The sequence below is a fragment of the Micromonospora marincola genome, assembly GCF_056150385.1.
The window spans coordinates 499,495-522,280 of sequence record NZ_JAXCFT010000002.1 but is presented as its reverse complement, the minus strand read 5'-3'; the positions used below and the strand labels follow the sequence as shown (position 1 = coordinate 522,280).

Genomic DNA, 22,786 nt, shown 5'->3' with positions numbered 1-22,786 from the left:
GAGGGACCTGTCGTGTCGTACCCCGATCGGGCCGCGCCCCGCCGGCCGGCCACGGTCGTCGCGGCGGTGGCGGCGCTGCTCCTGATGGCGGTCGGCGCCGTCGCGTACGCGGTGACGAACCTGGTGGTCGCCGGTGGCACGGTGGACCGGTTCCGGGCCGCCGCGCAGGGCACCGGCGCGGGGGGCGGCGACATCGACCGGGTGGCCGGGCTGCTGCGCGGCTCGACCGTGCTGGCCGCCGTGCTCGGCGTGCTGGCCGCGCTGCTGCTGGTCGGGCTCGCGCTCGGCCTGCTCGCCGGTCGCCCCGGCGCGCGCATGGCCACCTGGGTGGTCGCCGGCCTCGGGCTGCTCTGTGGCTGCTGCGGGCTCGCGGCGCTTGTGGGGCAGCGGGCCGCTCCGCTCCGGCTCGGCGCCGACGACCGGGTCACCGCCGACCTGCTGGGCCTGGTCGGCGACGCGTACCCGGCCTGGTGGATCCCGGTGAACGCGGCGCTGTCGGTGGCGCAGGTCCTCGGCTACCTGGTGGTCGCCGCGCTGCTCACGCTGCCGTCCGCCGGCGCCTTCCTGCATCGCCGTACGACCCCGCCGGGTCCGTCGTCCGGCCCGGTGACCGGCTTCGGGGGTTCGGTGTCCGGCGCCCCCGTCTCCGGGCCGACGCCCTGGGGACCGCCGGCGGGCCTCGTTCCACCGCCGGGGCCCGCGATGCCACCGCCGGGGCCCGCGATGCCACCGCCGGGGCCTGCGATGCCGCCGGCGGGCTCCCCGCCACGACCCGAGGACATGCCATGACCGGTGCGGCTCTCCCGTCCCGGCGCCGTGCCCTGGTGACCGGCGCCAGCCTGGGCATCGGTGCGGGCTTCGCCCGCCGGCTCGCCGCCGACGGCTGGGACCTGGTTCTGGTGGCCCGGGACGCCGCCCGGCTCGGCGCGTTGGCCGCCGAGCTGACCGGCCGACACGGCGGCGAGGTGGAGTCGGTCCCGGCTGATCTGTCCACCGACGACGGCTGCGCGGCGGTGGAACGCCTGCTGGCCGCCGGCCCGCCGGTGGACCTGCTGGTGAACAACGCCGGCATCAGCCTGAGCACCCCGTTCGTCCGGTCGGCGGTCCCGGACGAGGCCCGACTGATCCGGCTCAACGTGCTGGCCGTGCTCCGGTTGACTCACGCGGCCCTCGGCCCGATGATCGACCGGGGCGAAGGGGCAGTGATAAATGTCTCTTCGGTTGCGGGTTTTGGCGTCCCCATGCCCGGCTCCACCTATTCGGCCAGCAAGGCGTGGGTGACGAACTTCAGTGAGTCGATCGGCCAGTCGGTGGCCCCACTCGGTGTGCGCGTGATGGCGTTGTGCCCCGGCTACACCCGCACCGGCAATCACGAGCGCTCCGGCATCGACATGTCGCGACTGCCCACGTGGGCCTGGCTGCGGGTCGACGAGGTGGTCGACGAAGGGCTGCGTGACCTGCGTAAAGGCAAGCTTGTGAGCGTTCCGGACTGGAAATACAAGCTGGCCGTGGCCGGGCTGCGGCACGCGCCGAAACGGCTGCTGCGGGGCTTCGCCCGGGACACCCGGGGAAAGGTCGACCGGGCCCACGGCTGACCCGGCAGTCGCGCCGTTGACCGGGCCGGAGCCGCCGGTGGGCCGACATGGACGGTCGCACAGCGTAGCCGAACATCGCTATACATCGGTCGCCCTCAGGGTTGAAGGGGGTTGACCCCACAGACGGCCCACAGACTTGCGAAGTACGCTCATCGCCATGGGGGACCACGACGACCTGCGCAAATTCATCACCGACCTGGCTGTGGTCCACGGTCGAGTGGTGCTCTCGTCCGGCCGTGAGGCGGACTGGTACGTCGACTTGCGTCGCGTCACGCTCCATCACCAGGCCGCTCCACTCATCGGCCGGGTGATGCGCGACCTCACCGCGGATTGGGCGTACGACGCGGTCGGCGGACTGACCCTGGGCGCCGATCCGGTGGCCGTCGCGATGCTGCACGCCTCAAGCGGCAGCGAACGGCCGCTTGATGCGTTCGTGGTCCGGAAGGCGGGCAAGGCGCACGGCCTCCAACGGCGGATCGAGGGTCCGGACGTGGCCGGACGCCGGGTCCTGGCGGTGGAGGACACCTCGACCACGGGTGGAAGTGTGTTGACCGCCATCGACGCATTGCGTGAGGCCGGAGCCGACGTGGTGGGTGTGGCGGTTATTGTTGATCGAGGCGCCGGCGACGCGGTGCGAGCCGCCGGATTGCCGTATCGGGCGGCCTATACGTTGGCTGACCTTGGCCTTGTGGCGTAAAAGTTTGTCGATTCGGATCTGCTGATATGCAGGCGGATCGATGCTGCTGGTGGAAGGATGGAATACGTGGGAACTGCGTTGGCTGAAATGACCATGCCTCAGATCTCGCCGCTTGCCGGCGAGCCGATCGAACGCGCCGATGCCGAGCGGCTGGCGGGGGTCCTCAAGGCCCTCGCCGACCCCGCCCGGCTGCGGCTGCTCAGCCTGATCCAGTCGGCTCCCGAGGGGGAGGCGTGCGTGTGTGACCTCACCGCGCCGCTCGGCCTCTCGCAGCCGACGGTCAGCCACCACCTGCGAATCCTCACCGAGGCCGGCTTGCTGGAGCGGGAGAAGCGCGGGGTCTGGGCGTACTACCGGCTGGTGCCGACCGCGATCGCGACGATCGCGGATCTGCTCACCCCGCCGCGTAAGCGGGCCACCAAGAAGGCTCGCTGAATCCAGGCCCGTCCTCCTTGGACGGGCCGGCCGGCCGAGGCCCGGCGCGATGACACACGCGCCGAACCCGGCAGGCCGTCCCGACCGGGTGCGGGTGAGCGGTGGCGTGTCAGGGGTGGCGCCACCACCGCGCGATGACGGCTGCCGTTGTCCGTGTCACCCGCGACCCGACAGGTCGTGAACGAAGGCCGGCCCCCACCCGGGGGCCGGCCTTCGGCGTCAACTTGCTATTGGCGTCGGCTCGCTGTCGGCGTCGGCTCGCTGTTGGGCGTCGGGGCCGGTCAGCGGCGGTGCTGACCGCCGTGCCCGTGCGGGTGGTCGTCGCCGTCGATGGCGTCCCGGGCGGCGTCCACGGCGCCGGCCGCGGTCGCTGCGGCGATCACCGCGACCGCCTCGCCGCGCTTGCGTGCCTTGCGGTCGCGAAGGAACTCGAAGAAGATCGGCAGCACCGAGATCAGGATGATCAACGCGACCACCGGCAGGATGTAGCGGTCGATCTTGTCGCCGATGGCGTCGTAGATCTGGCGGGCCAGCAGGTAGCCGAGCAGCAGGATGCCGTCCACCCAGAGGACCGCGCCGACCACGTTCCACACGAAGAACTGCCGGGCCGGCATGCCGAGCACCCCGGCCACCGGGTTGAGGAAGGTCCGCACGATCGGGATGAACCGGGCCAGCACCACGGCCTTCGCCGGACCGAACTTCTGGAAGTAGTACTCCGCCTTCTCCACGTACTCCCGCTTGAACAGCCGGGAGTTGGGCTTGTCGAACATGCGCCGGCCGTAGCGTGCGCCGAGCCAGTGCCCAAGCTGTGCACCGGCGATCGCGCAGATCGGGCCGCCGATCAACAGCCCGACCAGCGAGAGCCGGGTGCCGTCGCCGAAGATGGCATCGGCCACCGGGGAGGCGGCCACCCCGGCCAGGAAGAGCAGCGAGTCACCCGGGAAGAAGAAGCCGACAAGCAGGCCCGTCTCGGCGAACAGGATGGCCCAGACGCCGATCATCCCGAAGGTGTGGATGAGGTCCTTCGGATCGAGCGGATTCAACGCCACGTTCTCGGAGATCATCCGGGTCTTCTCAGCTGTGTCCACGGCCACAAAGGGTACCCGCCTGCCCTCCACCCCCAGCCCACCCCCGCTGTTTCCCGGAAAGCGGGGCCATCCGGGCGCGGACAGCCACTCTTTCCGGGAAACAGCGCGGAAGGGGCGGGCTCCGCCGCAACGTTTCGGGTGTCCGTACGCGTCCATGGATCGGGACACCGGGAGGTGCAGTGACGTATGAGGAGTTCGCCGACGCGCGGCTGGGCGCCCTGCTGCGGTACGCGGTCATGCTGACCGGCGATCCGCACCAGGCCCAGGATCTGGTGCAGGACACCATGGTCCGGGTCCAGCTCCACTGGCGGCGGGTGGCCCGCAGCGACGCGCCGGAACGGTACGTGCGCCGGATGCTCACCAACCAGTTCGTCGACTGGCGGCGCGGCTCCTGGGCGCGCCGGGTGTTCCTGCGCGGCGAGCTGGACGACTCGGTGCCCGCGTCGGCCGATCACGTCCAGTCCGCGGTGGACCGTGACCAGGTCTGGTCCTGGCTCTCCCGGCTGCCCCGGCAGCAACGCGCCGCGCTGGTGCTGCGCTACTACGAGGACCTGCCCGACGCGGAGATCGCCGACGTGCTCGGGTGTGCCGTCGGCACCGTGCGATCAAGCATCTCGCGCGCCCTCGCCACGCTCCGAGCCGAACACGTGGAGGTCTGCTGATGATCGAGGACGAGCTGCGGGCCGCGTTCGCCCGGCACGAGGAGCTGACCCCACCGGCCGGCCCGCTCCGGGTCGCCATCGACCGGGCGGCGGTCCACCGCCGTCGACGTCGTCGCCGGGTGCGCCTGGCCGGCGCGTCGCTGGCGATGGCCGCCGTGGCACTTGTCGGTTTCACCGTGGTCGCGCCCCGCCCGCCTGCGTCCGTACGCCTGCTTCCGCTGCCGCCGGCAGCGGCCCCGAGCGGCGCGGTGAACCTGCTGCTGCTCGGCGTCGATCAGGCGGACACGAGCCGGCGCGCCGACTCGATCGTGCTGGTGCACGTGCCGGCCGACCGGAGCCGGCTCTACCTGGTGACCATCCTGCGTGACCTGCTGGTGCCGATGCCCGACGGAGGGACGGACAAACTCAGCGCGACGTTCGCCCGCGCGTCCGGCTCGGGGGACCTGGCCGCCGGCTACCGCGCCACCCGGCAGGCGGTGGTCCGGCTGACCGGGGTACGGGTCGACGCCGGCGCGGTGCTCACCTACCAGGCGACGCGGGAGTTGACCGACGCGGTGGGCGGCGTGCCGGTCTGCCTGCCGGCGCCGGTGCGCTCGGCGCACACCGGCCGTCGTTTCCCGGCCGGCTGCCAACGGCTGGACGGCACGCAGGCGGTGGACCTGCTCCGGCAGCGGTACGGTCTGCGCGACGGCGCGTTGGACCGGGACCGCAACGCCGTGCGGTACGCCGCCGGCCTGTTCCACCAGGCGCGGGAACAGGGCCTGACCACCGATCCGGTACGGCTCAGCCGGCTGATCAGTCAGGTCGGCCCGGCCGTGACCACCGACCTCGGTGACCTGTCTCTGCCGACGCTGCTCTCGGTCGGTGCGCCAACCGTCGCGGCCGACCCGGTCGCGCTCGCACTACCGGTCCGCGACCGGATGGAGCCGACGGCGTACGGCTTCGAGCCGGATCCGACGCAGATCGACGGCTTCCTGGCCGCGCTGCGCACGGACCGGCTTGCCGGCTGGACGGCCGTCCATCCGGCGCAGGTCACCAACCTGCGCTGACCGCCGTCAGCGGTAGTCGTCCTCGTCGGCGGTGACCACCCGGGCCTGCTCCATGGCGTCCCAGTCGTCGACCTCCAGGCCCCGGTGCGGCTCGCCGTCGACGTCGTCCGGTGCGACGGTGGCGGCCTGCTCGACCGCGTCGGCCGGCTCCGCCTCGGGGTCCCGCTCCTCCGGAGCGAGGTGGTCGCTCGGGGTGAAGTCCTCGTCGGGCTGTCCCATCGTCCCTCCCTGCGTCCGGGGTGCGGATCGTGTCACCACCACCGTACGGGCTGGTCCGGGCCGCCGCTCGGCGCCCGGCGGAACGAGGCGAGTCGGCGATTGCCCCTCCCGGGCGCGCGGGCGGTGCCAGGATGGTGCCGTGGGCTTCCTCATCCGGCTGGCGATCACCGCGGTGGCGTTGTGGATCGCGACGCTGATCGTGCCCGGGGTGAACGTGACCGGCCGCAACGGTGGCAACACGGTCCTCACCCTGATCGTGGTGGCGCTCGTCTTCGGCGTGGTCAACGCCGTGCTCAAGCCGCTCATCAAGGTGTTCGGCTGCGTGTTCTACCTGCTCACGCTCGGTCTGTTCGCGCTCGTGGTGAACGCTCTGCTGTTCCTGCTGACCGACTGGATCGCCCGCCAACTGCGCCTGCCGTTCCACGTCGACGGCTTCTGGGCTGCTTTCTGGGGCGCCATCGTGGTGTCGGTGGTGAGCTGGCTGATCAGCGTCGCCGTGCCGGACCGGCTGGAGAAACGGTGAGCGGTGCCCGGGTCGGTTGTGTCCCGCGTTCGCTCCTACGGGATACTTCCCGCGGTGGACAGCGCGGTCCGGCGCACCCGAGGAAAGACGGCGGCCTGTACGGCCGAGAGCGGTAAGTAAGGAGCGTTCGACATGCCCATCGCTTCCCCCGAGGCTTACGCGGAGATGCTGGACCGGGCCAAGGCCGGCCGGTACGCGTACCCCGCGATCAACGTGACCTCTTCCCAGACGCTGAACGCGGCGCTCAAGGGCTTCGCCGACGCGGAGAGCGACGGCATCATCCAGGTCTCCACCGGTGGCGCGGAATACCTGTCCGGCCCGTCGATCAAGGACATGGTGACCGGTGCGACGGCGTTCGCCGCGTACGCGCACGAGGTGGCCAAGAAATACCCGGTGACCGTCGCCCTGCACACCGACCACTGCCCGAAGGACAAGCTGGACAAGTTCGTCCGGCCGCTGATGGCCATCTCCCAGGAGCGGGTCAAGAACGGCCAGGAGCCGCTGTTCCAGTCGCACATGTGGGACGGTTCGGCCGTGCCGGTGGCGGAGAACCTGGAGATCGCCGAGCAGCTCCTCGCCGAGGCCGCCAAGGGCAAGATCGTCCTGGAGATCGAGGTCGGCGTCGTCGGTGGCGAGGAGGATGGCGTGGAGAACGCCATCAACGACAAGCTCTACACCACCGTTGACGACGGCCTGGCCATGGTCGAGGCGCTCGGCCTGGGCGAGAAGGGCCGCTACATGGCGGCGCTTACCTTCGGCAACGTGCACGGCGTCTACAAGCCGGGCAACGTCAAGCTCCGCCCCGAGGTGCTCAAGCAGATCCAGGACGCGGTCGGTGCCAAGTACGGCAAGGAGAAGCCGCTCAGCCTGGTCTTCCACGGCGGTTCCGGCTCGCTGCTGGAGGAGATCCGGGAGGCGCTCGACTACGGCGTGGTGAAGATGAACATCGACACCGACACCCAGTACGCCTTCACCCGCCCGGTCGCCGACCACATGCTGCGCAACTACGACGGCGTGCTGAAGGTCGACGGCGAGGTCGGCAACAAGAAGCAGTACGACCCGCGGGCCTGGGGCAAGCTGGCCGAGGCCGGCCTGGCCGCCCGCGTGGTGGAGGCGTGCGAGCACCTGCGCGCCACCGGCACCCGGATGAAGTAACGCCGCGCTCCGCGCGTTAGGCGGGGGCCCTTCTTAACAGACGTCTGTTAAGAAGGGCCCCCGCCTTTCACTTCACCTCACCAGGAGGGCGACGGCCTCGCGGACGTCGTCGGTGAGGTGGATCGTGCGGGACAGGTCGCCGAACGGGGATCCGGCGAAGAGTGGCCGCAGCAGCGACTCCACCGGAAGCTCGGTGGTCCAGAAGGCCCGGTCCAGGAAGACGTAGGCGCCGCTCGCCCCGTCGGTGCCGTAGAACGTCTTCGTCGCCGCCTGGAACACCTCCTGCACGGTGCCGGCCCGGCCGGGCGCGAACACGATCCCGCCCCGGGCCAGCCGCAGGATCGTGTCCTCGCGGATGGCGTTGGAGAAATACTTGGCGATCCGGCCGGCGAACAGGTTCGCCGGCTCGTGGCCGTACAACCAGGTGGGGATGGCCAGCCCGCCGGACCGGGCCCACCCGGTGCCGGGCGCCGCCGGCCGGGGCGTGGGCAGCGACGGGCCGTCCGCGTACCGCTTGCGCACCGCCAGGGCCGCCGCCGTGTAGCGGTCGTGGTCGGTGAAGTCCGGCGCGGCGGCCAGCCCGTCGATCGCGGCCGACAGTTCGTCGGCCGGCCAGGCCGCGAGGAACGCGCCCAGGTTGGCGGCCTCCATGACCCCCGGACCGCCGCCGGTCACCACCAGGCGGTCGGCCCGCGCCAGCTCCCAGCCCAGCACCGCCGCCATCCGGTACGCGGCGCTGCCGCGCGGCACCGCGTGCCCGCCCATCACACCCACCACGGACTGCGGCCCGTGCACGGCCAGCCACGCCCGGGTGGCGTCGGCGAGCGCGTTGTCCACGCCGTGGTCGTGCAGCCGCTGGCCGAGCGCCTCGCGTACGTCCGGCAGCGCGCCGCCGTGCGCCCGGAAGTGCGCGTACACCCGGGTGTCGTACATCTCGGCGAATCCGCCCTCGTCGAAGCCGGCGGCCAGGTCGTCGGCGGTGTAGAGGTGGGACGGCTGGGTCGGGTAGGGCAGCTCGGAGAACGGCGGGACGACGTCGGCGCCCCGGCGGACCAGATCCGCGCCCACCTCACGGTCGGCGAACCGGCAACCCACGAAGAGGGCGCCGGCGACGTCGACGTCGCGCAGGTCGGGGACCGGGTCCAGGTCGAGGCGGAGACCCTGCACGGTCAGGCCGGCGAGTGTCCCCCCGGCCAGCCGCCGGTCGAACTCGACCCGGGTCTGTACTTCGTTGAGGTGGGGGGCGTGCGGCTCGATGACGTCCGCGGGTGGTGGGGTCGGCACCAGGCCATCCTGCCCCGACCCGGCAACCCCGCAAACCCGGGCGGTACGGACAGGAGCCCGGCGGGCACGCCGCCGGGCTCCTGCGTTACCGGTTCCTGGGGAGGCTCCGGATCTGTAGTTGTAGTGCAATATGCACGCGGGCGGCATGGGCCGCTGGTACGTGTGGTCCCACCGCAGGCGTGACGAAACCCTCAGCCGTTCAGCCGACCGGCTGGCCGGACCCCCTCGCGCACCCAGGGGCGAAGCGGGTTGAATGGGGCGATGCAGAACCTGTTGCCTGAGCCACCGGCCACCCTGCTCCCCGTCTCCGAGGAGGCCGACGCCGCGCTCGCCGCCGCGGCCGAGCAGGGCACCGACGAGGCGTACGCCGAGGTCGCGGCCCGCTTCCCGACCTACAGCGCGGCCTGGGCGGCGCTTGCCGGCCGCGCGCTCTCCGCGGGCCAGGTCGTTCCGGCGTACGCGTACGCCCGCACCGGTTACCACCGGGGTCTGGACCAGTTGCGCCGCAGCGGCTGGAAGGGACACGGCCCGGTGCCCTGGTCGCACGCGCCCAACCAGGGCTTCCTCCGCTGCCTCTACGTGCTCTCCCGGGCCGCGGGCGAGATCGGCGAGGCGGACGAGGCGGCCCGCTGCGCCCAGTTCCTCCGCGACTGCGACCCGGCCGCCGGGGACGCGCTGGCGAGCGACTGAACCGTTCCGCGCCGGCCGGTCCCCACCGGGGGCCGGCCGTCGCGCCGTCCTACAGCCCTTCCGCCACCGACGCGGCGATCTTCAGCCAGGCGTCCCGGGTGGCGGCGGAGAGCTGTCCGTACCGCAGCGGCTCGCCGGTGTCGATGAGCCGCTCGTACGGCGCCAGCAGCACCGCCCGGGTGCGGGCGGCGAAGTGGGCCTGGATGGCGGGCAGGTCGATCTCCTTGCGGGAGGGCGGCATCGAGACCACCGTCACCGCCTGCCGGACCAGCCGCTGCCGGCCGCTCTGCTCCAGGTGGTCGAGCATCCGGGCGGCGGTCTCAGCCGAGTCGTTCCGCGCCGACATGGTCACCACCAACTGGTCCGTGGCGTCCATGGCGGCCTGCCAGTTCTGGGCCCGGACATTGTTCCCGGTGTCCACGAAGATCAGCTTGTAGAAGCGGCTGACCACCTCGCGGATCTCGGCGAACGCCGCGGCGGTGAGCATCTCGCCGCCGGTCGCCGACTCGTCCGAGGCGAGCACGTCGAACATCCCCTCGCCCTGCGAGCGGACATACTGCGACAGGTCGCCGACCCGGCCGTGCGGACCCTGGAACTGGGCCAGGTCACGCAGCATGTCCCGCACCGTGCGGGCGTGGAAGTCCTGCTGCGCCCGCATCCCGAGGGTGCCCTGGGTCTCGTTGTTGTCCCAGGCCAGGACGTACCCGCCGCGCTTCTGGCCGAACGTCATGGCGAGCAGCAGGATGGCCACCGTCTTGCCGGCGCCGCCCTTGGGATTGACCACAGTCACCTGGCGCAGCCCGCCGAAGTTGCGGCGGACCATCTCGATGTCGCGCTTCAGCTCCTGCTCGTGCCGGCCGGGGGCGAGCCGGACCAGCCCGATCCGGTTGACCACCGCGCGGACGCCCATGGTGGCCACCGGGTCGATCGGCCGGACCTGGCGTCGCCGGGCGAAGTCCTCGGCCGTCGGGGGCACCGCCTGCTGGGGAGTCCAGCCCTGCTCCGGGTATACCCCGGGCGGCAGGGCGGGCTGCGGCGGCATCCCGGGCTGCGGTGGCCCGCCGGCTTGTTGCGCGGCTGCGGCCTGCTGTGGGGACATCCCGGGCTGTGGCGGTATCCCGGGCTGCTGTGGGGGCATCCCGGGCTGTGGGGGCATCCCGGCTTGTGGGGGCATTCCCTGCTGTGGGGGCCAGCCGGGCGGGTACCAGCCCGGTTGGCCGGGCTGCGGCGGGTAGGCGGGCGGGGGGTAGGCCGCGTCACCGCCGTACGGCGGCTGTTGCATCGGCACGCCCGGCGACGGCGGGAACGGGCCGAGTCGGTGCGGGGTCTCCTCGGCCGGCGCGCCCGGCCCCGCCGCGTGCGGCCCGTGCAGCGGCACGGCCGTGACCGACGCGGAGCCGGCGACCGTCCCGGCCCGGGTGGCGTCGTGGGGCGGGGGGTGCGGGACCGGGACGACGCCGTCGGTCCCGCTGCCGGTCGGCTGGCTCGGGACGCCGGGACGGGCCGGTGCCCCGACGCGGTCGGCCGGCTCCGCCGCCCCCAGGACCTCAGCCGTGGGGCGCTGCGGCGGCTGTGCCCACGGCGACTCGGCCCGCCCGTTCGCCGGGACGTCGCCACCGGCATCATCCGCCCGAGCCGCGCTCCCGGCGGGGCCGGCCGTCGGGTCGGCCGAACGGCCTGCGGTCGGCGTGGCCACCGGGAGGCGGCCGGGTGCCGTGGCCTCCGGAGGATGGCCGGCGGGTGCCGCCGACGGGGCGGGTGCCGCCGGTGGGGCGGGTGGCGGCTGGTCGACCAGGAACGGCAGGTTGACGTCGACCGCCTGCTGCGGTGACCCCCCGTTGCTCGTGCGGCCCGCCTCGGGCGCGGGGGTGACCTGCGGCGACGGCACGGGAGCGTCGGCCGGCGGGAGGGGCCACGGTGGCACGGCCGGCTGGGCCGGTGCCGCCCACGGCGGGGCGGTGACCACCCCGTCGATCTCCTCGGGCGGCCAGAGCGGCTCGACGTCCCGCTCCGGCACCTGCGGCCCGCCCGGCACGTGGGCCCGGTCGTCGTTCTCGTGCGCCACGATTCCTCCCCATCCCTCCCGCCGAGAATAGGCGGTCCGGCCAGCCCGGCGATCCGGGTGCGGATCGATCGCGGTCAGCCCGTCCAGACCGCCCAGGCCCCCGGCTCGGTCCACCAGGAGCGCTTCCGGCTCAACTCGCCCTCGACGCCGTCGTCGAGGAAGGGCACCTTCCCGTCGCGGGGCACGACCGCCACCGCCCGGCCCCGGGCCCGGCGTACCTCGAGCCGGACCTTCTTCCGGCCCAACGCGGATCGGGTCACCACGGGCACGGCCACGCCCACCGCCAACCGGCCGTCGGCCGGATCCGGGTCGGCGAGCAGGGCCACCTCACCGAGACGCGCGTACCCACCGGCGTTGCCGATCGCGCAGGCCGAGATCGGCTCGGTGCCGTCGCTCAGCACCGCGCCGTCCACCTCGACGCGGGCCCGCCAGTGCAGCGGGCGGCCGGCGTCGTCGGCCGCGCCGAGCAGCGCGCCGTCAAGCGTCACCGAGCCGCCGTCGTTACGCAGCAGGTCCAGCCGGCGCGGCGTACCGTCCAACACCGCCGCGGCCACCGCCGCCGGATCGCGCGGCAGCCCGAGCTGCGCGGCCAGGTCCCGCGCCGATCCGGCCCGGGCCGGATCCAACGGGAGTACGCCGACCGGCGGCAGATCGGGAAGCGTCCGGTTCTCGGGCAGGTCGGCCGGTCGACGGCTGGGCGGCGGAGCGTACCGGCGGACCAGCCGGCGCAGCACGGCGCGCAACTGACCGTCACTTGCCGTAGCGACGATCAGCCGGGTCTTGCCGTCGGAGTCCGGCCAGGCCAGGCCGTCGGCGCGGGGTGGGCCGTCGAACCGGGCCAGCACCTCGTCGATCTCCGCGTCCGACCGGGCGGTGACCGTGGACACCCGGGCGCCCCTGGTGGTCAGGGCGTCCGCGCAGGCCAGCACCGGTACGCGCGGCGTCTCGCAGCGTTCGGCGTCGGGCGTGGCGGCGGTGTCGTCCGCGCCGTCCGCGCCTCCGCAGCAGGCTCCCCCACCGCCGCAGCCCCCGCCTGGAGCGTCCCGCTCCGAGCCGAGCGTGAGCAGCACCACGTCGTACACGAAGGAGCCTCCTGCTTCTCGACGAACCCCTGCCGGTCCCGTCGTCACTACTTGTTAGCCTGACACCCCGGGCTCGCCGACCGGTCGCCACCTGGCACCCGAGCCTTCTGGAGGCGGAAAAGATGCCAGCGATCGTGCTCCTCGGCGCCCAGTGGGGCGACGAGGGCAAGGGCAAGGTTACCGACCTGCTGGGTGAGCGGGTCGACTACGTCGTGCGCTACTCCGGCGGCAACAACGCCGGCCACACGGTGATCACCCCGGACGGCCAGAAGTACGCGCTGCACCTGATGCCGTCGGGTGCGCTCTCCCCGAACGCGATGATCGTCATCGGCAACGGTGTGGTGGTCGACCCGAAGGTGCTGTTGCAGGAGATCGACGGGCTCGCCGAGCGCGGCGTGGACGTCTCCCGGCTGCGCATCTCCGGCGACGCGCACCTGATCATGCCGCACCACCGGGGGATCGACCGGGTGGTCGAGCGCTACCTGGGCAGCGCCCGCATCGGCACCACCGGTCGGGGCATCGGCCCGGCGTACGGCGACAAGGTCGCCCGGATGGGCATCCGGCTTCAGGACCTGCTCGACCCGGGCATCCTGCGGAAGAAGCTGGAGCTGGCGCTCCGGGAGAAGAACCAGCTCCTGTTCAAGATCTACAACCGCAAGGCGATCGACGTCGACGAGACCGTCGAGGAATACCTCCAGTACGCCGAGCGGCTGCGGCCGTACATCGCCGAGACCCGGGTGATGCTCTGGGACGCCCTGGACCGCGGTGAGACCGTGCTGCTGGAGGGCGCCCAGGCCACCATGCTCGACATGGACCACGGCACGTATCCGTTCGTCACCTCGTCGAATCCCACCGCCGGTGGGGCGTGCGTGGGCGCGGGCATCCCGCCGACCGCCATCACCAAGGTGATCGCGGTGAGCAAGGCGTACACCACCCGGGTGGGCGCGGGCCCGTTCCCCACCGAGCTGTTCGACGACAACGGCCGCCACCTGGTCAAGATCGGCCACGAGTACGGCACCACCACCGGCCGGGAACGCCGCGCCGGCTGGTTCGACGCCGTCGTGGCCCGGTACGCGTGCCGCCTGAACGGCGTGACCGACCTGGTCGTCACGAAGCTGGACGTGCTGACCGGCCTGCCCAAGGTGCCGATCTGCGTCGGCTACGAGATCAACGGCGAGCGTTTCGACGACATGCCGATGACGCAGACCGACTTCCACCACGCCACGCCGATCTACGAAGAGCTGGACGGCTGGTGGGAGGACATCACCAAGGCCAGGACCGAGGAAGAGCTCCCCGAGAACGCGAGACGCTACATCGCCAGAATCGAGGAACTGACCAACACCCGCGTAAGCGTGGTAGGCGTAGGCCCAGGCCGAGAAGAAAACGTCCTCCGCCACCCCCTCCTCCCCTAACAGCCCCCGTCTCACCCCGTCCCACCCCGTCTCACCCTGTTGATCATGAAGTTGGCGGCAGTTGCGTAGATCGACATCGCCGTTAACTTCATGATCAACCGGGTCGGGCCGGGGTGGGGTAGGGGGCGGTTGTCCACAGGGTGGGGGCGGTTATCCACAGGGGGTTGGTTCGGGCTGGGCCTGCCGGGAGGCTCGGTGGGTGGAGCGCGTTTGGGTGGTCAAGCAGATCGCCAGGGAACAGGGTGGGGTTGTCACCCGTGACCAGGCGTTGCGGGCCGGCTTCAGTCGATTTGAGATCGACAACCTGCTCAGGGCCGGTCGATGGCGGCGGCTTGCTCGGGCGACGTACGTCGTCGAGCCGTCGTCCGGGTCCGACCTGGCCGAACGACGTCGCCGGATCCGAGCTGCGCTGCTTTCTCTCGGGCCGGAGGCGCACGCCGTCCTGGGGACCGCCGCCGAGCTGCACGGGATCGCCGGCCTTCCGAGGACGGCGGCGATTCATGTCGCGTTGCCTGGCCGTGCGGCCCGACCGGCCCGGATCGGGGATCCCGCCGTGGTCCCGCATCAGTTCGACCATCCTGACGGCGAGCTGACGACGGTCGACGGCATTCCGGTGACGGTTCCGGTGCGTACCCTCGCGGATCTTGTTCTCCGGGAGCGCCGATATCCGGCCGTCGCGCTGCTCGACTCGGCGCTGAACCGTGGGAAGGTCAGCGAGGACGACCTGCGGGCCATGCCTGCACTGATCGCAGGCCGGCGGGGCGCGGTGGCGGCTCGCAGTCACCTGGGGGAGGCGAATGGCGCGGCGCAGTCGCCGCTCGAGACCCGGACCCGGCTCCGTTGTGTCGATGGTGGAGTGCCGCCGGACATCCTCCAGGTGGAGGTGCGTGACGCCGACGGGCACCTCCTCGGTGTGGGCGACATGGGCTGGCGAAGTGCCCAGGTGATCGCCGAGGCGGACGGCCGGGATCCGCACACCGCTCCCACGGCGCTCTTCGAGGATCGGCAGCGGCAGAATCGCCTCGCCAACGCCGGGTGGACCGTGCTCCGGTTCACATGGCCCGACACCCTCCGCCCCGACTACATCCCCCAGGTCGTCCGCGAAGCACTTCGCACCCGTACCCGGCTTCGATCATGAGGTCGGCGGCGAAGTCGATCTCACATGTTGCCGTCAACTTCATGATCGACGGGGTGGGGGTGGGGGTCAGTAGGATGCGGGCGTGCGGGTTCTTCTTGTGGGTGGTGGTGGGCGGGAGCACGCTCTCGCGCTCGGGGTGGTTGCTGATCCGGCCGTGTCGGGGGTTGTCGCGGCTCCTGGGAATCCGGGGATCGGCCGGGTTGCCTCGCTGCGGGAGGTGAACCCGACCGATCCGGCTGCGGTGGCGGCGCTCGCCGTGGAAACGGCGGCGGATCTGGTGATCATCGGTCCCGAGGCGCCACTGGTGGCCGGCGTCGCCGACGCGGTACGCGCCAAGGGCATTGCCGTGTTCGGCCCCGGCGCGGAAGCCGCCCGCCTGGAGGGCTCGAAGACGTTCGCGAAGGACGTGATGACGGCGGCCGGTGTGCCGACCGCGCGCGCGTACACCTGCACCGACGCGGCGGCCGTGGCGCGGGCGCTCGACGAGTTCGGCGTGCCCTACGTGGTCAAGGACGACGGGCTCGCCGCCGGCAAGGGCGTGGTCGTCACCGAGGACCGGGCGACCGCCGAGCGGCACGCGGCCGAGTGCGGCCGGGTGGTGATCGAGGAATACCTGTCCGGCCCCGAGGTGTCGCTCTTCGTGGTGACCGACGGCGAGGCGGCGCTGCCGCTGCTGCCGGCGCAGGACTTCAAGCGGGTCGGGGACGGCGACGCCGGGCCCAACACCGGCGGCATGGGCGCGTACACGCCGCTGCCCTGGGCCCCGCCGGGCCTGGTCGACGACGTGATGCGGGACGTGGTGCACCCGACGCTTGCCGAGCTGCGCCGCCGGGGCACGCCGTTCGTCGGCCTGCTCTACGTGGGCCTGGCGATCACCCCGTCCGGCCCGCGCGTGATCGAGTTCAACGCCCGCTTCGGCGACCCGGAGACCCAGGTCGTGCTGGCCCTGCTGGAGACGCCGCTGGCCGGGCTGCTGCACGCCGCCGCCACCGGCACGCTCGGCGCGCACCCGCCGCTGCGCTGGCGCGACGGCGCGGCGGTCACCGTCGTGGTGGCGGCCGAGGGCTATCCGGAGCGCCCGCGTACCGGTGATGTGATCACCGGCGCGGACCGCGCGGGGATCATCCACGCCGGCACCCGCCGGGATGCCGACGGCACCTTGCGCTCCGCGGGCGGCCGGGTCCTCTGCGGTACGGCGACCGGCCCGGACCTGGCCGCCGCGCGCGACGCCGCCTACGAGTTGGTACGCGGCGTCGAGCTGGACGGCGCCCACCACCGCACCGACATCGCGGCGGCGGCGGTGGACGGCCGGATCACGATCCCGGGCTGACCGGACGGCCGGCGGCCCAGGCTGAGGCCCGGGCTACTCCGGAGCGGTCCCGTCCCGGCCGATCATCCGGTCGAGCACGTTCGCGGTGGCCCGCTCGATCCGCGGGTCGCGGTGCCCGCGCCGGTTCAGCGCCATGGTCCAGCCGAGCGTGCCGGTGGCGAACACGACCGCGCCGCTGGGCGTCTCGTACAGGTGGGTGCCCTGCACCCGCCGGCCGTTCTGCCGTATCGGATACGGCGAGGCGCTGAGCAGGACGTCCTCCACGTGGGCCGACGGTTCGAGCCGCCGGTTGAGGCCGTCCGCCTCGCCGGCCACCACCCGGGGAATCCGGTCGCCGTCGGCCAGGCCGGTGCCGGCCCACACCCAGTGGTTGGCCGCGCGCACCACGAGCGGCTGCGGGGTCAGCACGATGCCGTTGAACTGCACGCCGATGAGCGCCTGTTCGGGCCGGTCGAGATCACGCCACCGCACGGTCGGGCCGGTGGTGACCTCGGCCGGGTCGGACCAGTCCTTGGCGCAGGCGACGAGGCGTTCGGCGCGGCCATCCGGGGTGTGCGGCATGCGGGCGTGCCAGTAGACGCTGTTGGCGCCGAGGAACGCGAGGCTGGTGCCGTCGGCCCGGGCGGCCTCCGTCGCCCGGCGCATCTCCGCCGACCAGTATTCGTCGTGCCCGCAGAACACCAGGCCACGGTGCCGGGACGGGTCGAGCCGACCGGAGTGCAGGTCGAAGCTGGTGGCGTAGCTGACGTCGTAGTGGTTGCGCTCCAGCCACTGGATCGCGTCCTGGTCGCGGTCGAAGTGGATGGGCAGGCCGGCGTCGGCGTACGGGCGGTCGAAGGAGACCGCGCGTGCCCTCAGCGCCGGGTCGCGCCGCCCGTCGGGGGTGTAGCCGTTGTAGAGGCTCGTGCCCGAGCGCCGGTCGCGGGGCCACTGGTTGTAGGCCTGCCAGGTGGTCACCGGCAGCACCACGCAGAGCGCGGCGGCGCGCCGGTCGTCCCGCACCACGAAGGGGGTGCACGCCCGCCAGCCGGCGGCCGAGGTGAAGACCGCCACGTAGAGGCCGGAGACCCAGCTCTCGGGCACGCGCAGGCGCCAGGACACCGGCCACCGGCAGTCGAGCGCGCCGGTGGCCGGGTCGGCCGGGGGCACCGGCTGCGGCACGCCGTCCAGGTCGGGACTGGAGAGCAGCGTGCGGGCGCCGGCGCCGGCGTACCAGCCGACGCGGTGCACGGTGACGCGGAACCGGCCGGCCGGGTTGACCGCGACGTGGAAGTCGATCGACTCGCCGGGGGCGACGCTCGTCGTCGAGGCGTACCCCTGGATCTGGCGCCGCCTGTCGTCGGCGGCCCGGCCGCCCTGCGAGGGCCACCAGGGCTGGCCGGCCGCGCGGTTCTCCACCTCGACGGGCGGGACGTGCCGCCGCGCCGGCCGGACCTCCCGGTGCTCGCCGAGCACCGGGTCGATCGGGCTGACCGCGGCGACGGACGCGCCGCCGAGGAGGAGGCCGAGCGCGGTACGCCGGCGGAGTCGGATCACTTCGTCGTTCCCCCGTTCCCATGAACCAGGGGGAAACTAACAGCGGCGTCCGTCCTCTGTGGTCCGCCGATCAGCCGAAGTATCGGTGCAATTCGCGACTCAGCACCTTGCCGGTGGCGTTGCGCGGCAGGTACTTGACGAAGATCACGTCGCGCGGCACCGAGAAACGGGCCAGGTAGCGCCGGACGTATTCGCGGACCGCCTCCGGGTCGAGCGTCTCGCCGGGGCGCAGCGCCACGAACGCGGCGAGCCGCTGCCCATACTCCGGGTCGGGCACGCCGATCACGGCCACCTCGCGGACCTGCGGCAACCGCGCGATCAGATCCTCCACTTCGGACGGGAAGAAGTTCTCCCCGCCGGAGACGATCATGTCGTCCGCCCGCCCGTCCACGAAGAGCAGGCCGTCGGGGTTGCGCCGACCGAGGTCGCCGGTGTCCAGCAGGCCGTCGCGGCTCTCCCGGCCGGCACCAGACGTGTAGCCCTCGAAGAGCATCTCGTTGCCCACGAAGATTCGCCCCACCCGGCCGTCCCGGACCGGCTGGCCCGTCTCGTCCACGATCGCCAGCCGGGTGCCGTGCGGCGGCCGGCCGGCTGTGGTGGGCGCGGCGCGCAGCTCGACCGGCCCGGCGATGGACGCCCAGGAGACCTCGGTCGAGCCGTAGAGGTTGTAGAGCACGTCGCCGTAGCGGTCCATGAAGGCCGTCGCCAGGTCGCCGGGCAGGGCCGAGCCGCTGACCGCGACCACCTTGAGCGGTGGCCGGGGCTGCGGCGGCGCGACCTCCATCAGCCGTTGCAGCATCACCGGTACGGCGAAGAGCGCGTCGCACGGCTGCCCGGCAAGCGCGGCGAGCGTGGCGGCCGGGTCGAAACGGCGGTGCAGGACGACTGTGGCGCGCAACGCGAACGAGACCTGGAGGGCGGCGTACCCCCAGGTGTGGAAGACGGGCGCGGCGATCATCACGGAGTCCCGCGCGTGCAGCGGAATCCGGTCGATGATGGACACCAGCGGACCGAAGCCGTGCGGGGTCGGGCGGCGGGCGCCCTTGGGTGTGCCTGTGGTGCCGGAGGTCAGCACGATGGTCCGGCCGTCCCGCTCCGGCGGTTGGAGCCGTTCGCCGGGCACCGCGCCGGCGATCAGCTCCTCCTGCCGCCGTTCGTCGACCCGGTGCAGGCCGGCCGGGAGGCCGAGGACGCGGTCCGCGAACTCGGCGTCGTGCACGAGCACCCGCAGGTCCTGCTCCTGCGCGACGGTGACCAACTGCGCCGCGGAGAGGCCGGTGTTGACCAGGACGGCGTCCGCGCCGAGCAGCATCGACGCGACGATCGCCTCGATCAGCCCGTGGTGGTTGCGGCAGAGCAGGCCCACCTTGTCGCCGGCCCGTACGCCGAGGGCGGCCCGCAGCGAACGGGCCAGCCGCTCCGACCGGTCGAGCAGTTCCTGGTACGTCAGCGCGGCGCCGTGCTCGTCCACCACCGCGACGCGGCCGGGGTCACGGGCGGCGGCCTGGCGCAGTTCCCCGGCGAGGCTCCAGCCCCACCGGCGCAGCGCGTTCAGTTGCGAGGCCACCCGGATCGGGCGGCCCGGGGTGAGCAGCCCGCGTCGGGTAAGCGTGGCGGCGATGAACGGCAGGTCCAAGGCGCAACCTCCTTCACGTTCGTGGTCTCCCGATCATGCGTCCGGCTCGTCCGGCGGGCGCGGCCGGACGGGCCCGGCCCGCGACGGTGATGCCCGGCACGGCGTGCCGTCGCGGGTCGGGGTCCGGCGGCGATCAGCGGATCTGCATCCCGGAGATGGCCCGGGAGATGACCAGCCGCTGGATCTCGGAGGTGCCCTCGAAGATGGTGTAGATCTTGGCGTCCCGGTACCACCGCTCGACCGGGTGGTCGCGCAGGAAGCCCGCGCCGCCGAGGAGCTGGACCGCCCGGTCGGTCACCGAGACGGCCACCTCGCCCGCCTTCAGCTTCGACATCGAGCCCTCGCCGGCGGTGAACGGCCGGTTGTTGCGGCCCATCCAGGAGGCCCTCCAGACCAGCAGCCGGGCGGCGTCGATCTCCATCTTCATGTCGGCGAGCGCGAACGCGACCGCCTGGTTCTCGATGATCGGCCGCCCGAACTGCACCCGCTCCTTGGCGTAGTCGAGCGCGTACTCGTAGGCGGCGCGGGCCACGCCGAGCGCCTGCGCGCCGACCGTCGGGCGGGACAGCTCGAACGTGCGCATCGCCGCCTGCCCGGAGGCGCGCCTGCCGGTGCGGGCCCGGGCCAGCCGCTCGTCGAGGGCGTCCTTGCCCCCGAGCAGGCAGCGGCCCGGCACCCGGACGTCGTCGAGGAAGACGTCGGCGGTGTGCGAGGCACGCAGCCCGAGCTTGCGCAGCTTGCGGGTGGCGGCGAGGCCGGGGGTGCCCGGCGGTACGACGAACGCGGCCTGCCCGCGCGAACCCAGCTCGGGCTCGATCGAGGCGGTGACCACGTGCACCCCGGCGATGCCGCCGTTGGTGGCGTACGCCTTCTGCCCGTTGAGCACCCACTCGTCGGTGGCCTGGTCGTAGACGGCCCGGGTCCGCATCGACCCGACGTCGGAGCCGGCCTCCGGCTCGGTGGTGCAGAACGCGGCGACGGCCGGGGAGTCGGCGTCGCCGAAGCACTGCGGCACCCACTCGACGAGCTGGTCCGGGGTGCCGGCGCCGTAGATCCCGGCCACCGCGAGGGCGGTGCCGAAGATGCTCAGGCCGATGCCGGCGTCACCCCAGAAGAGTTCCTCGCTGGCGATCGGCAGGGAGAGGCCGGTGGGGTCGGCCCAGCAGGTGGCGAGGAACTCGAACCCGTACAGGCCGACCTTCGCCGCCTCCTGGATGACCGGCCAGGGAGTCTCCTCCCGGGCGTCCCACTCGGCTGCGGCCGGGCGCACGACCTCGGCGGCGAAGCCGTGCACCCAGTCGCGAAGGTCCCGCTGTTCCTCGTTCAGGTCAAGCGAGAACTCGGCCATGGTCAGGCCTTGGGCATGTCGAACAGGTTGGCGATGTTGGCGGCCAGGCCCAGGTCGCCCTTGGCCTTCAGCTTGCCGGTCATGAACATCATCACCGGGTTGGCGCCGCCGGTGACGATCTTCAGGAACTCGACCGGACCCATGGTGAGGCTGAGCTTCGGGTCGCGGGTCGGGGTCTCCAGAACGGTGCAGGTGCCGTTCTCGATGATGATCTCGTAGGTGTCGGTGCCACCGTCCGGACGGCCGGTGATGTTCCAGTGGATGACCGCGTTCGTGGCGCCGGCGCGGTCGGCGCGGAACAGCGTGGGCATCCGGCCGAAGACCTCGCTGAGGATCTTGCCGCGCGCCTCGCCGGACATGATCTCGGCGATCTTGTCGTCCGGCGTGGACTTGACCAGCTGCGCGAACTCCTTCGGGCCGACGTTCGCGAAGGTGGCCGGGTCGAAGTCAGTCATGGGAAAGGCACCTCTCGACTTGGTTACTCCGGCGTAACCCTACGCACGAGTAGGTATGCTTGCAAGGGTGTCCAGCACACCGGCGTTCAAGCGCCTGCCCCGCGCCGTACGCGAGCAGCAGATGCTCGACGCGGCGGTCAAGGTCTTCTCCCGCCGGGGCTTCCACGCCGCCAGCATGGACGAGATCGCCGACGACGCCGGCATCTCCAAACCGATGGTCTACGCCTACCTCGGCACCAAGGAAGAACTCTTCGTCGCCTGCCTGCACCGCGAGGGCACCCGGATGATGGAGGCCATCGCCGGGGCCGCCGCCCCCGACCTGCCCGCCGACGAACGGCTCTGGCGCGGGCTGCGCGCGTTCTTCGGCTTCGTCGGCGAGCACCGGGACGGCTGGGCGGTGCTCTACCGGCAGGCCCGCGGCTCCCAGCCGTTCGCCGGCGAACTCGCCACCATGCGCGGCCGGCTGGTCGAGGTGGTCGCCGGAATGCTCGACCACGCGCTGCGCGCCTCCGGCCGCGAGGTCGGCGCGACCGACCTGGAAGTGGTCGCGTACGCGCTCGTCGGCGCCAGCGAGTCGCTCGCCGACTGGCTGGCCGACCACCCGGAGGCCGACGCGGAGAAGACCGCCACCCGGATGATGAACGTCGCCTGGCTCGGCGCCGACCAACTCCTGCGCGGCGTCACCTATCACCCCGCTCGGGGGTAAGGAGGGGGCCCTTGTTAACGCCTCCGGTATAGGCGGGGCCCCCGCTTAACACCCGCGCCGAGCCGTGGCCCGGGCGCGCGCCCGGCGGCGGACCCAGCGGGCGGCCTCGAACAGCCCGGTGACCGCCAGCGAGATGCCGACGCCGGCGAGCAGCCCGGTGACCGGGTTGTGCGCGAAGGCCAGCCCGCCGAAATAGCCGAGCAGCCCGCAGTAGATTCCCCAGGTGCCGCAGGCCAGCGCGTCGTAGACCAGGAACGAGCGCGGCGGGTAGCGCACCGCGCCCATGGTGAGCGTGACCGCGGTCCGGCCACCTGGCACGTACCGGGCGGTGGTCAGAATCATCCCGCCGCGCCTGTCGACCGCCCGGCGGGCCCAGTCGGAACTCGCCCGCCGCCGGCTGTCCGCCGGTAGGCGGGCCAGCCGGTGCGCGCCGCCGCCGCGCCCGATGGCGTACGAGACGTGGTCGCCGATCAGTGCGCCGAGCGCGGCGGTCACGATCACCGCGACCAGGTTCGGCTCGCCGCCGGCCGCGAAGACGCCGGCGGTGATCACGATGGTCTCGCCCGGCACCGCCGGGAAGAACGCGTCGACCGCGGTGACCGCGACGATCACCAGGTATACCCACGGTGAGGTCACCGTGTGGTGCAGCAGGTCGAGCGCATCCCCCATGCCCTCATGCTC

General features: G+C 72.7%; 23 protein-coding genes. 13 read left to right on the top strand and 10 right to left on the bottom strand.

Annotated features, from left to right (window positions below; translation table 11 throughout):
• Positions 1 to 12: 12 nt before the first annotated feature.
• The 4 genes from SM450_RS06970 (at position 13) to SM450_RS06955 (ending at position 2,727) form a co-directional block, all read left to right on the top strand.
• A complete protein-coding gene (locus SM450_RS06970; protein WP_474618827.1) occupies positions 13 to 789 on the top strand; it encodes a hypothetical protein in 777 nt (258 codons plus the stop codon).
• Positions 786 to 1,595: an SDR family NAD(P)-dependent oxidoreductase gene (locus SM450_RS06965; RefSeq protein WP_474618826.1), complete on the top strand. Its 810-nt coding sequence runs from the start codon at positions 786 to 788 to the stop codon at positions 1,593 to 1,595. Before SM450_RS06970 ends, SM450_RS06965 begins: the two co-directional genes overlap by 4 nt.
• A 157-nt stretch (positions 1,596 to 1,752) precedes the next feature.
• Positions 1,753 to 2,292 carry an orotate phosphoribosyltransferase gene (gene pyrE, locus SM450_RS06960; RefSeq protein ID WP_474618825.1) on the top strand — a complete coding sequence of 180 codons (540 nt, stop codon included), beginning with the start codon at positions 1,753 to 1,755 and terminating at the stop codon, positions 2,290 to 2,292.
• A gap of 57 nt (positions 2,293 to 2,349) precedes the next feature.
• Entirely contained in the window at positions 2,350 to 2,727 is a 378-nt protein-coding gene (locus SM450_RS06955) for an ArsR/SmtB family transcription factor (RefSeq protein ID WP_007073957.1), read from the top strand.
• 281 nt (positions 2,728 to 3,008) lie between these two features.
• Here SM450_RS06955 and SM450_RS06950 read toward each other — a convergent pair whose 3' ends face one another.
• Entirely contained in the window at positions 3,009 to 3,791 is a 783-nt protein-coding gene (locus SM450_RS06950) for a DedA family protein (RefSeq protein WP_474619041.1), read from the bottom strand.
• Between the two features lie 203 nt (positions 3,792 to 3,994).
• Here SM450_RS06950 and SM450_RS06945 point away from each other — a divergent pair, with 203 nt between their 5' ends.
• Together SM450_RS06945 and SM450_RS06940 are read left to right on the top strand one after the other, a co-directional pair.
• The gene (locus tag SM450_RS06945; RefSeq protein ID WP_474618824.1) at positions 3,995 to 4,477 is read left to right on the top strand and encodes a SigE family RNA polymerase sigma factor; all 483 of its coding nucleotides are present in this window, start codon (positions 3,995 to 3,997) and stop codon (positions 4,475 to 4,477) included.
• Positions 4,477 to 5,526 carry an LCP family protein gene (locus SM450_RS06940; RefSeq protein WP_474618823.1) on the top strand — a complete coding sequence of 350 codons (1,050 nt, stop codon included), beginning with the start codon at positions 4,477 to 4,479 and terminating at the stop codon, positions 5,524 to 5,526. The genes SM450_RS06945 and SM450_RS06940 overlap by 1 nt, the downstream gene beginning before the upstream one ends.
• Before the next feature lie 6 nt (positions 5,527 to 5,532).
• On the opposite strand, the gene SM450_RS06935 is transcribed toward SM450_RS06940, so the two are convergent.
• Positions 5,533 to 5,745, bottom strand: coding sequence for a hypothetical protein (locus SM450_RS06935; protein WP_474618822.1), 213 nt, complete (start codon positions 5,743 to 5,745; stop codon positions 5,533 to 5,535).
• 139 nt (positions 5,746 to 5,884) lie between these two features.
• Here SM450_RS06935 and SM450_RS06930 point away from each other — a divergent pair, with 139 nt between their 5' ends.
• Positions 5,885 to 6,268 carry a phage holin family protein gene (locus tag SM450_RS06930; protein WP_474618821.1) on the top strand — a complete coding sequence of 128 codons (384 nt, stop codon included), beginning with the start codon at positions 5,885 to 5,887 and terminating at the stop codon, positions 6,266 to 6,268.
• 132 nt (positions 6,269 to 6,400) lie between these two features.
• Positions 6,401 to 7,423, top strand: a complete 1,023-nt coding sequence (gene fbaA, locus SM450_RS06925; RefSeq protein ID WP_474618820.1) for a class II fructose-bisphosphate aldolase — start codon at positions 6,401 to 6,403, stop codon at positions 7,421 to 7,423.
• Between the two features lie 72 nt (positions 7,424 to 7,495).
• On the opposite strand, the gene SM450_RS06920 is transcribed toward fbaA, so the two are convergent.
• The gene (locus SM450_RS06920; RefSeq protein ID WP_474618819.1) at positions 7,496 to 8,707 is read right to left on the bottom strand and encodes an LOG family protein; all 1,212 of its coding nucleotides are present in this window, start codon (positions 8,705 to 8,707) and stop codon (positions 7,496 to 7,498) included.
• Between the two features lie 261 nt (positions 8,708 to 8,968).
• Between SM450_RS06920 and SM450_RS06915 the strand changes: the two genes are divergently transcribed.
• Complete coding sequence (locus SM450_RS06915; protein ID WP_474618818.1) at positions 8,969 to 9,397, top strand: DUF3151 domain-containing protein; 429 nt, start codon at positions 8,969 to 8,971, stop codon at positions 9,395 to 9,397.
• Between the two features lie 49 nt (positions 9,398 to 9,446).
• On the opposite strand, the gene SM450_RS06910 is transcribed toward SM450_RS06915, so the two are convergent.
• Both SM450_RS06910 and SM450_RS06905 read right to left on the bottom strand, forming a co-directional pair.
• Positions 9,447 to 11,462, bottom strand: coding sequence for a MinD/ParA family ATP-binding protein (locus tag SM450_RS06910; RefSeq protein WP_474618817.1), 2,016 nt, complete (start codon positions 11,460 to 11,462; stop codon positions 9,447 to 9,449).
• A 74-nt stretch (positions 11,463 to 11,536) separates the two neighbouring features.
• On the bottom strand, positions 11,537 to 12,544 hold the full coding sequence (locus SM450_RS06905; protein WP_474618816.1) for a diacylglycerol kinase family protein: 1,008 nt from the start codon (positions 12,542 to 12,544) through the stop codon (positions 11,537 to 11,539).
• Between the two features lie 122 nt (positions 12,545 to 12,666).
• On the opposite strand from SM450_RS06905, the gene SM450_RS06900 reads away from it, so the two are divergent.
• The 3 genes from SM450_RS06900 (at position 12,667) to purD (ending at position 16,424) form a co-directional block, all read left to right on the top strand.
• Positions 12,667 to 13,956 (top strand): adenylosuccinate synthase, encoded by a 1,290-nt coding sequence (locus SM450_RS06900; protein WP_474618815.1) that lies wholly within the window; start codon positions 12,667 to 12,669, stop codon positions 13,954 to 13,956.
• Between the two features lie 199 nt (positions 13,957 to 14,155).
• Positions 14,156 to 15,094, top strand: coding sequence for a type IV toxin-antitoxin system AbiEi family antitoxin domain-containing protein (locus SM450_RS06895; protein ID WP_474618814.1), 939 nt, complete (start codon positions 14,156 to 14,158; stop codon positions 15,092 to 15,094).
• A gap of 82 nt (positions 15,095 to 15,176) precedes the next feature.
• On the top strand, positions 15,177 to 16,424 hold the full coding sequence (gene purD / locus SM450_RS06890) for a phosphoribosylamine--glycine ligase (protein WP_282290607.1): 1,248 nt from the start codon (positions 15,177 to 15,179) through the stop codon (positions 16,422 to 16,424).
• Between the two features lie 33 nt (positions 16,425 to 16,457).
• On the opposite strand, the gene SM450_RS06885 is transcribed toward purD, so the two are convergent.
• The 4 genes from SM450_RS06885 to SM450_RS06870 form a co-directional block, all read right to left on the bottom strand.
• Positions 16,458 to 17,960: a N,N-dimethylformamidase beta subunit family domain-containing protein gene (locus SM450_RS06885; RefSeq protein WP_474618813.1), complete on the bottom strand. Its 1,503-nt coding sequence runs from the start codon at positions 17,958 to 17,960 to the stop codon at positions 16,458 to 16,460.
• 70 nt (positions 17,961 to 18,030) lie between these two features.
• Positions 18,031 to 19,596 (bottom strand): AMP-binding protein, encoded by a 1,566-nt coding sequence (locus SM450_RS06880; protein ID WP_474618812.1) that lies wholly within the window; start codon positions 19,594 to 19,596, stop codon positions 18,031 to 18,033.
• Between the two features lie 133 nt (positions 19,597 to 19,729).
• Positions 19,730 to 20,944, bottom strand: coding sequence for an acyl-CoA dehydrogenase family protein (locus SM450_RS06875; RefSeq protein WP_474618811.1), 1,215 nt, complete (start codon positions 20,942 to 20,944; stop codon positions 19,730 to 19,732).
• 2 nt (positions 20,945 to 20,946) lie between these two features.
• Complete coding sequence (locus SM450_RS06870; RefSeq protein WP_474618810.1) at positions 20,947 to 21,399, bottom strand: SCP2 sterol-binding domain-containing protein; 453 nt, start codon at positions 21,397 to 21,399, stop codon at positions 20,947 to 20,949.
• A 67-nt stretch (positions 21,400 to 21,466) separates the two neighbouring features.
• On the opposite strand from SM450_RS06870, the gene SM450_RS06865 reads away from it, so the two are divergent.
• Positions 21,467 to 22,105: a TetR/AcrR family transcriptional regulator gene (locus SM450_RS06865; protein WP_474618809.1), complete on the top strand. Its 639-nt coding sequence runs from the start codon at positions 21,467 to 21,469 to the stop codon at positions 22,103 to 22,105.
• 45 nt (positions 22,106 to 22,150) lie between these two features.
• Here the strand turns inward: SM450_RS06865 and SM450_RS06860 are convergent, their stop codons facing one another.
• On the bottom strand, positions 22,151 to 22,774 hold the full coding sequence (locus SM450_RS06860; protein WP_474618808.1) for a DedA family protein: 624 nt from the start codon (positions 22,772 to 22,774) through the stop codon (positions 22,151 to 22,153).
• Positions 22,775 to 22,786 lie beyond the last annotated feature (12 nt).

Excerpts from the sequence above, each read along its gene's own strand:
- SM450_RS06935 (WP_474618822.1), bottom strand. The coding sequence starts at position 5,745 with ATGGGACAGCCCGACGAGGACTTCACCCCGAGCGACCACCTCGCTCCG.
- SM450_RS06965 (WP_474618826.1), top strand. The coding sequence starts at position 786 with ATGACCGGTGCGGCTCTCCCGTCCCGGCGCCGTGCCCTGGTGACCGGC.
- SM450_RS06955 (WP_007073957.1), top strand. The coding sequence starts at position 2,350 with ATGGAATACGTGGGAACTGCGTTGGCTGAAATGACCATGCCTCAGATC.
- fbaA (WP_474618820.1), top strand. The coding sequence starts at position 6,401 with ATGCCCATCGCTTCCCCCGAGGCTTACGCGGAGATGCTGGACCGGGCC.
- SM450_RS06950 (WP_474619041.1), bottom strand. The coding sequence starts at position 3,791 with ATGATCTCCGAGAACGTGGCGTTGAATCCGCTCGATCCGAAGGACCTC.
- SM450_RS06875 (WP_474618811.1), bottom strand. The coding sequence starts at position 20,944 with ATGGCCGAGTTCTCGCTTGACCTGAACGAGGAACAGCGGGACCTTCGC.
- SM450_RS06900 (WP_474618815.1), top strand. The coding sequence starts at position 12,667 with ATGCCAGCGATCGTGCTCCTCGGCGCCCAGTGGGGCGACGAGGGCAAG.
- SM450_RS06915 (WP_474618818.1), top strand. The coding sequence starts at position 8,969 with ATGCAGAACCTGTTGCCTGAGCCACCGGCCACCCTGCTCCCCGTCTCC.
- SM450_RS06860 (WP_474618808.1), bottom strand. The coding sequence starts at position 22,774 with ATGGGGGATGCGCTCGACCTGCTGCACCACACGGTGACCTCACCGTGG.
- pyrE (WP_474618825.1), top strand. The coding sequence starts at position 1,753 with ATGGGGGACCACGACGACCTGCGCAAATTCATCACCGACCTGGCTGTG.
- SM450_RS06940 (WP_474618823.1), top strand. The coding sequence starts at position 4,477 with ATGATCGAGGACGAGCTGCGGGCCGCGTTCGCCCGGCACGAGGAGCTG.
- SM450_RS06870 (WP_474618810.1), bottom strand. The coding sequence starts at position 21,399 with ATGACTGACTTCGACCCGGCCACCTTCGCGAACGTCGGCCCGAAGGAG.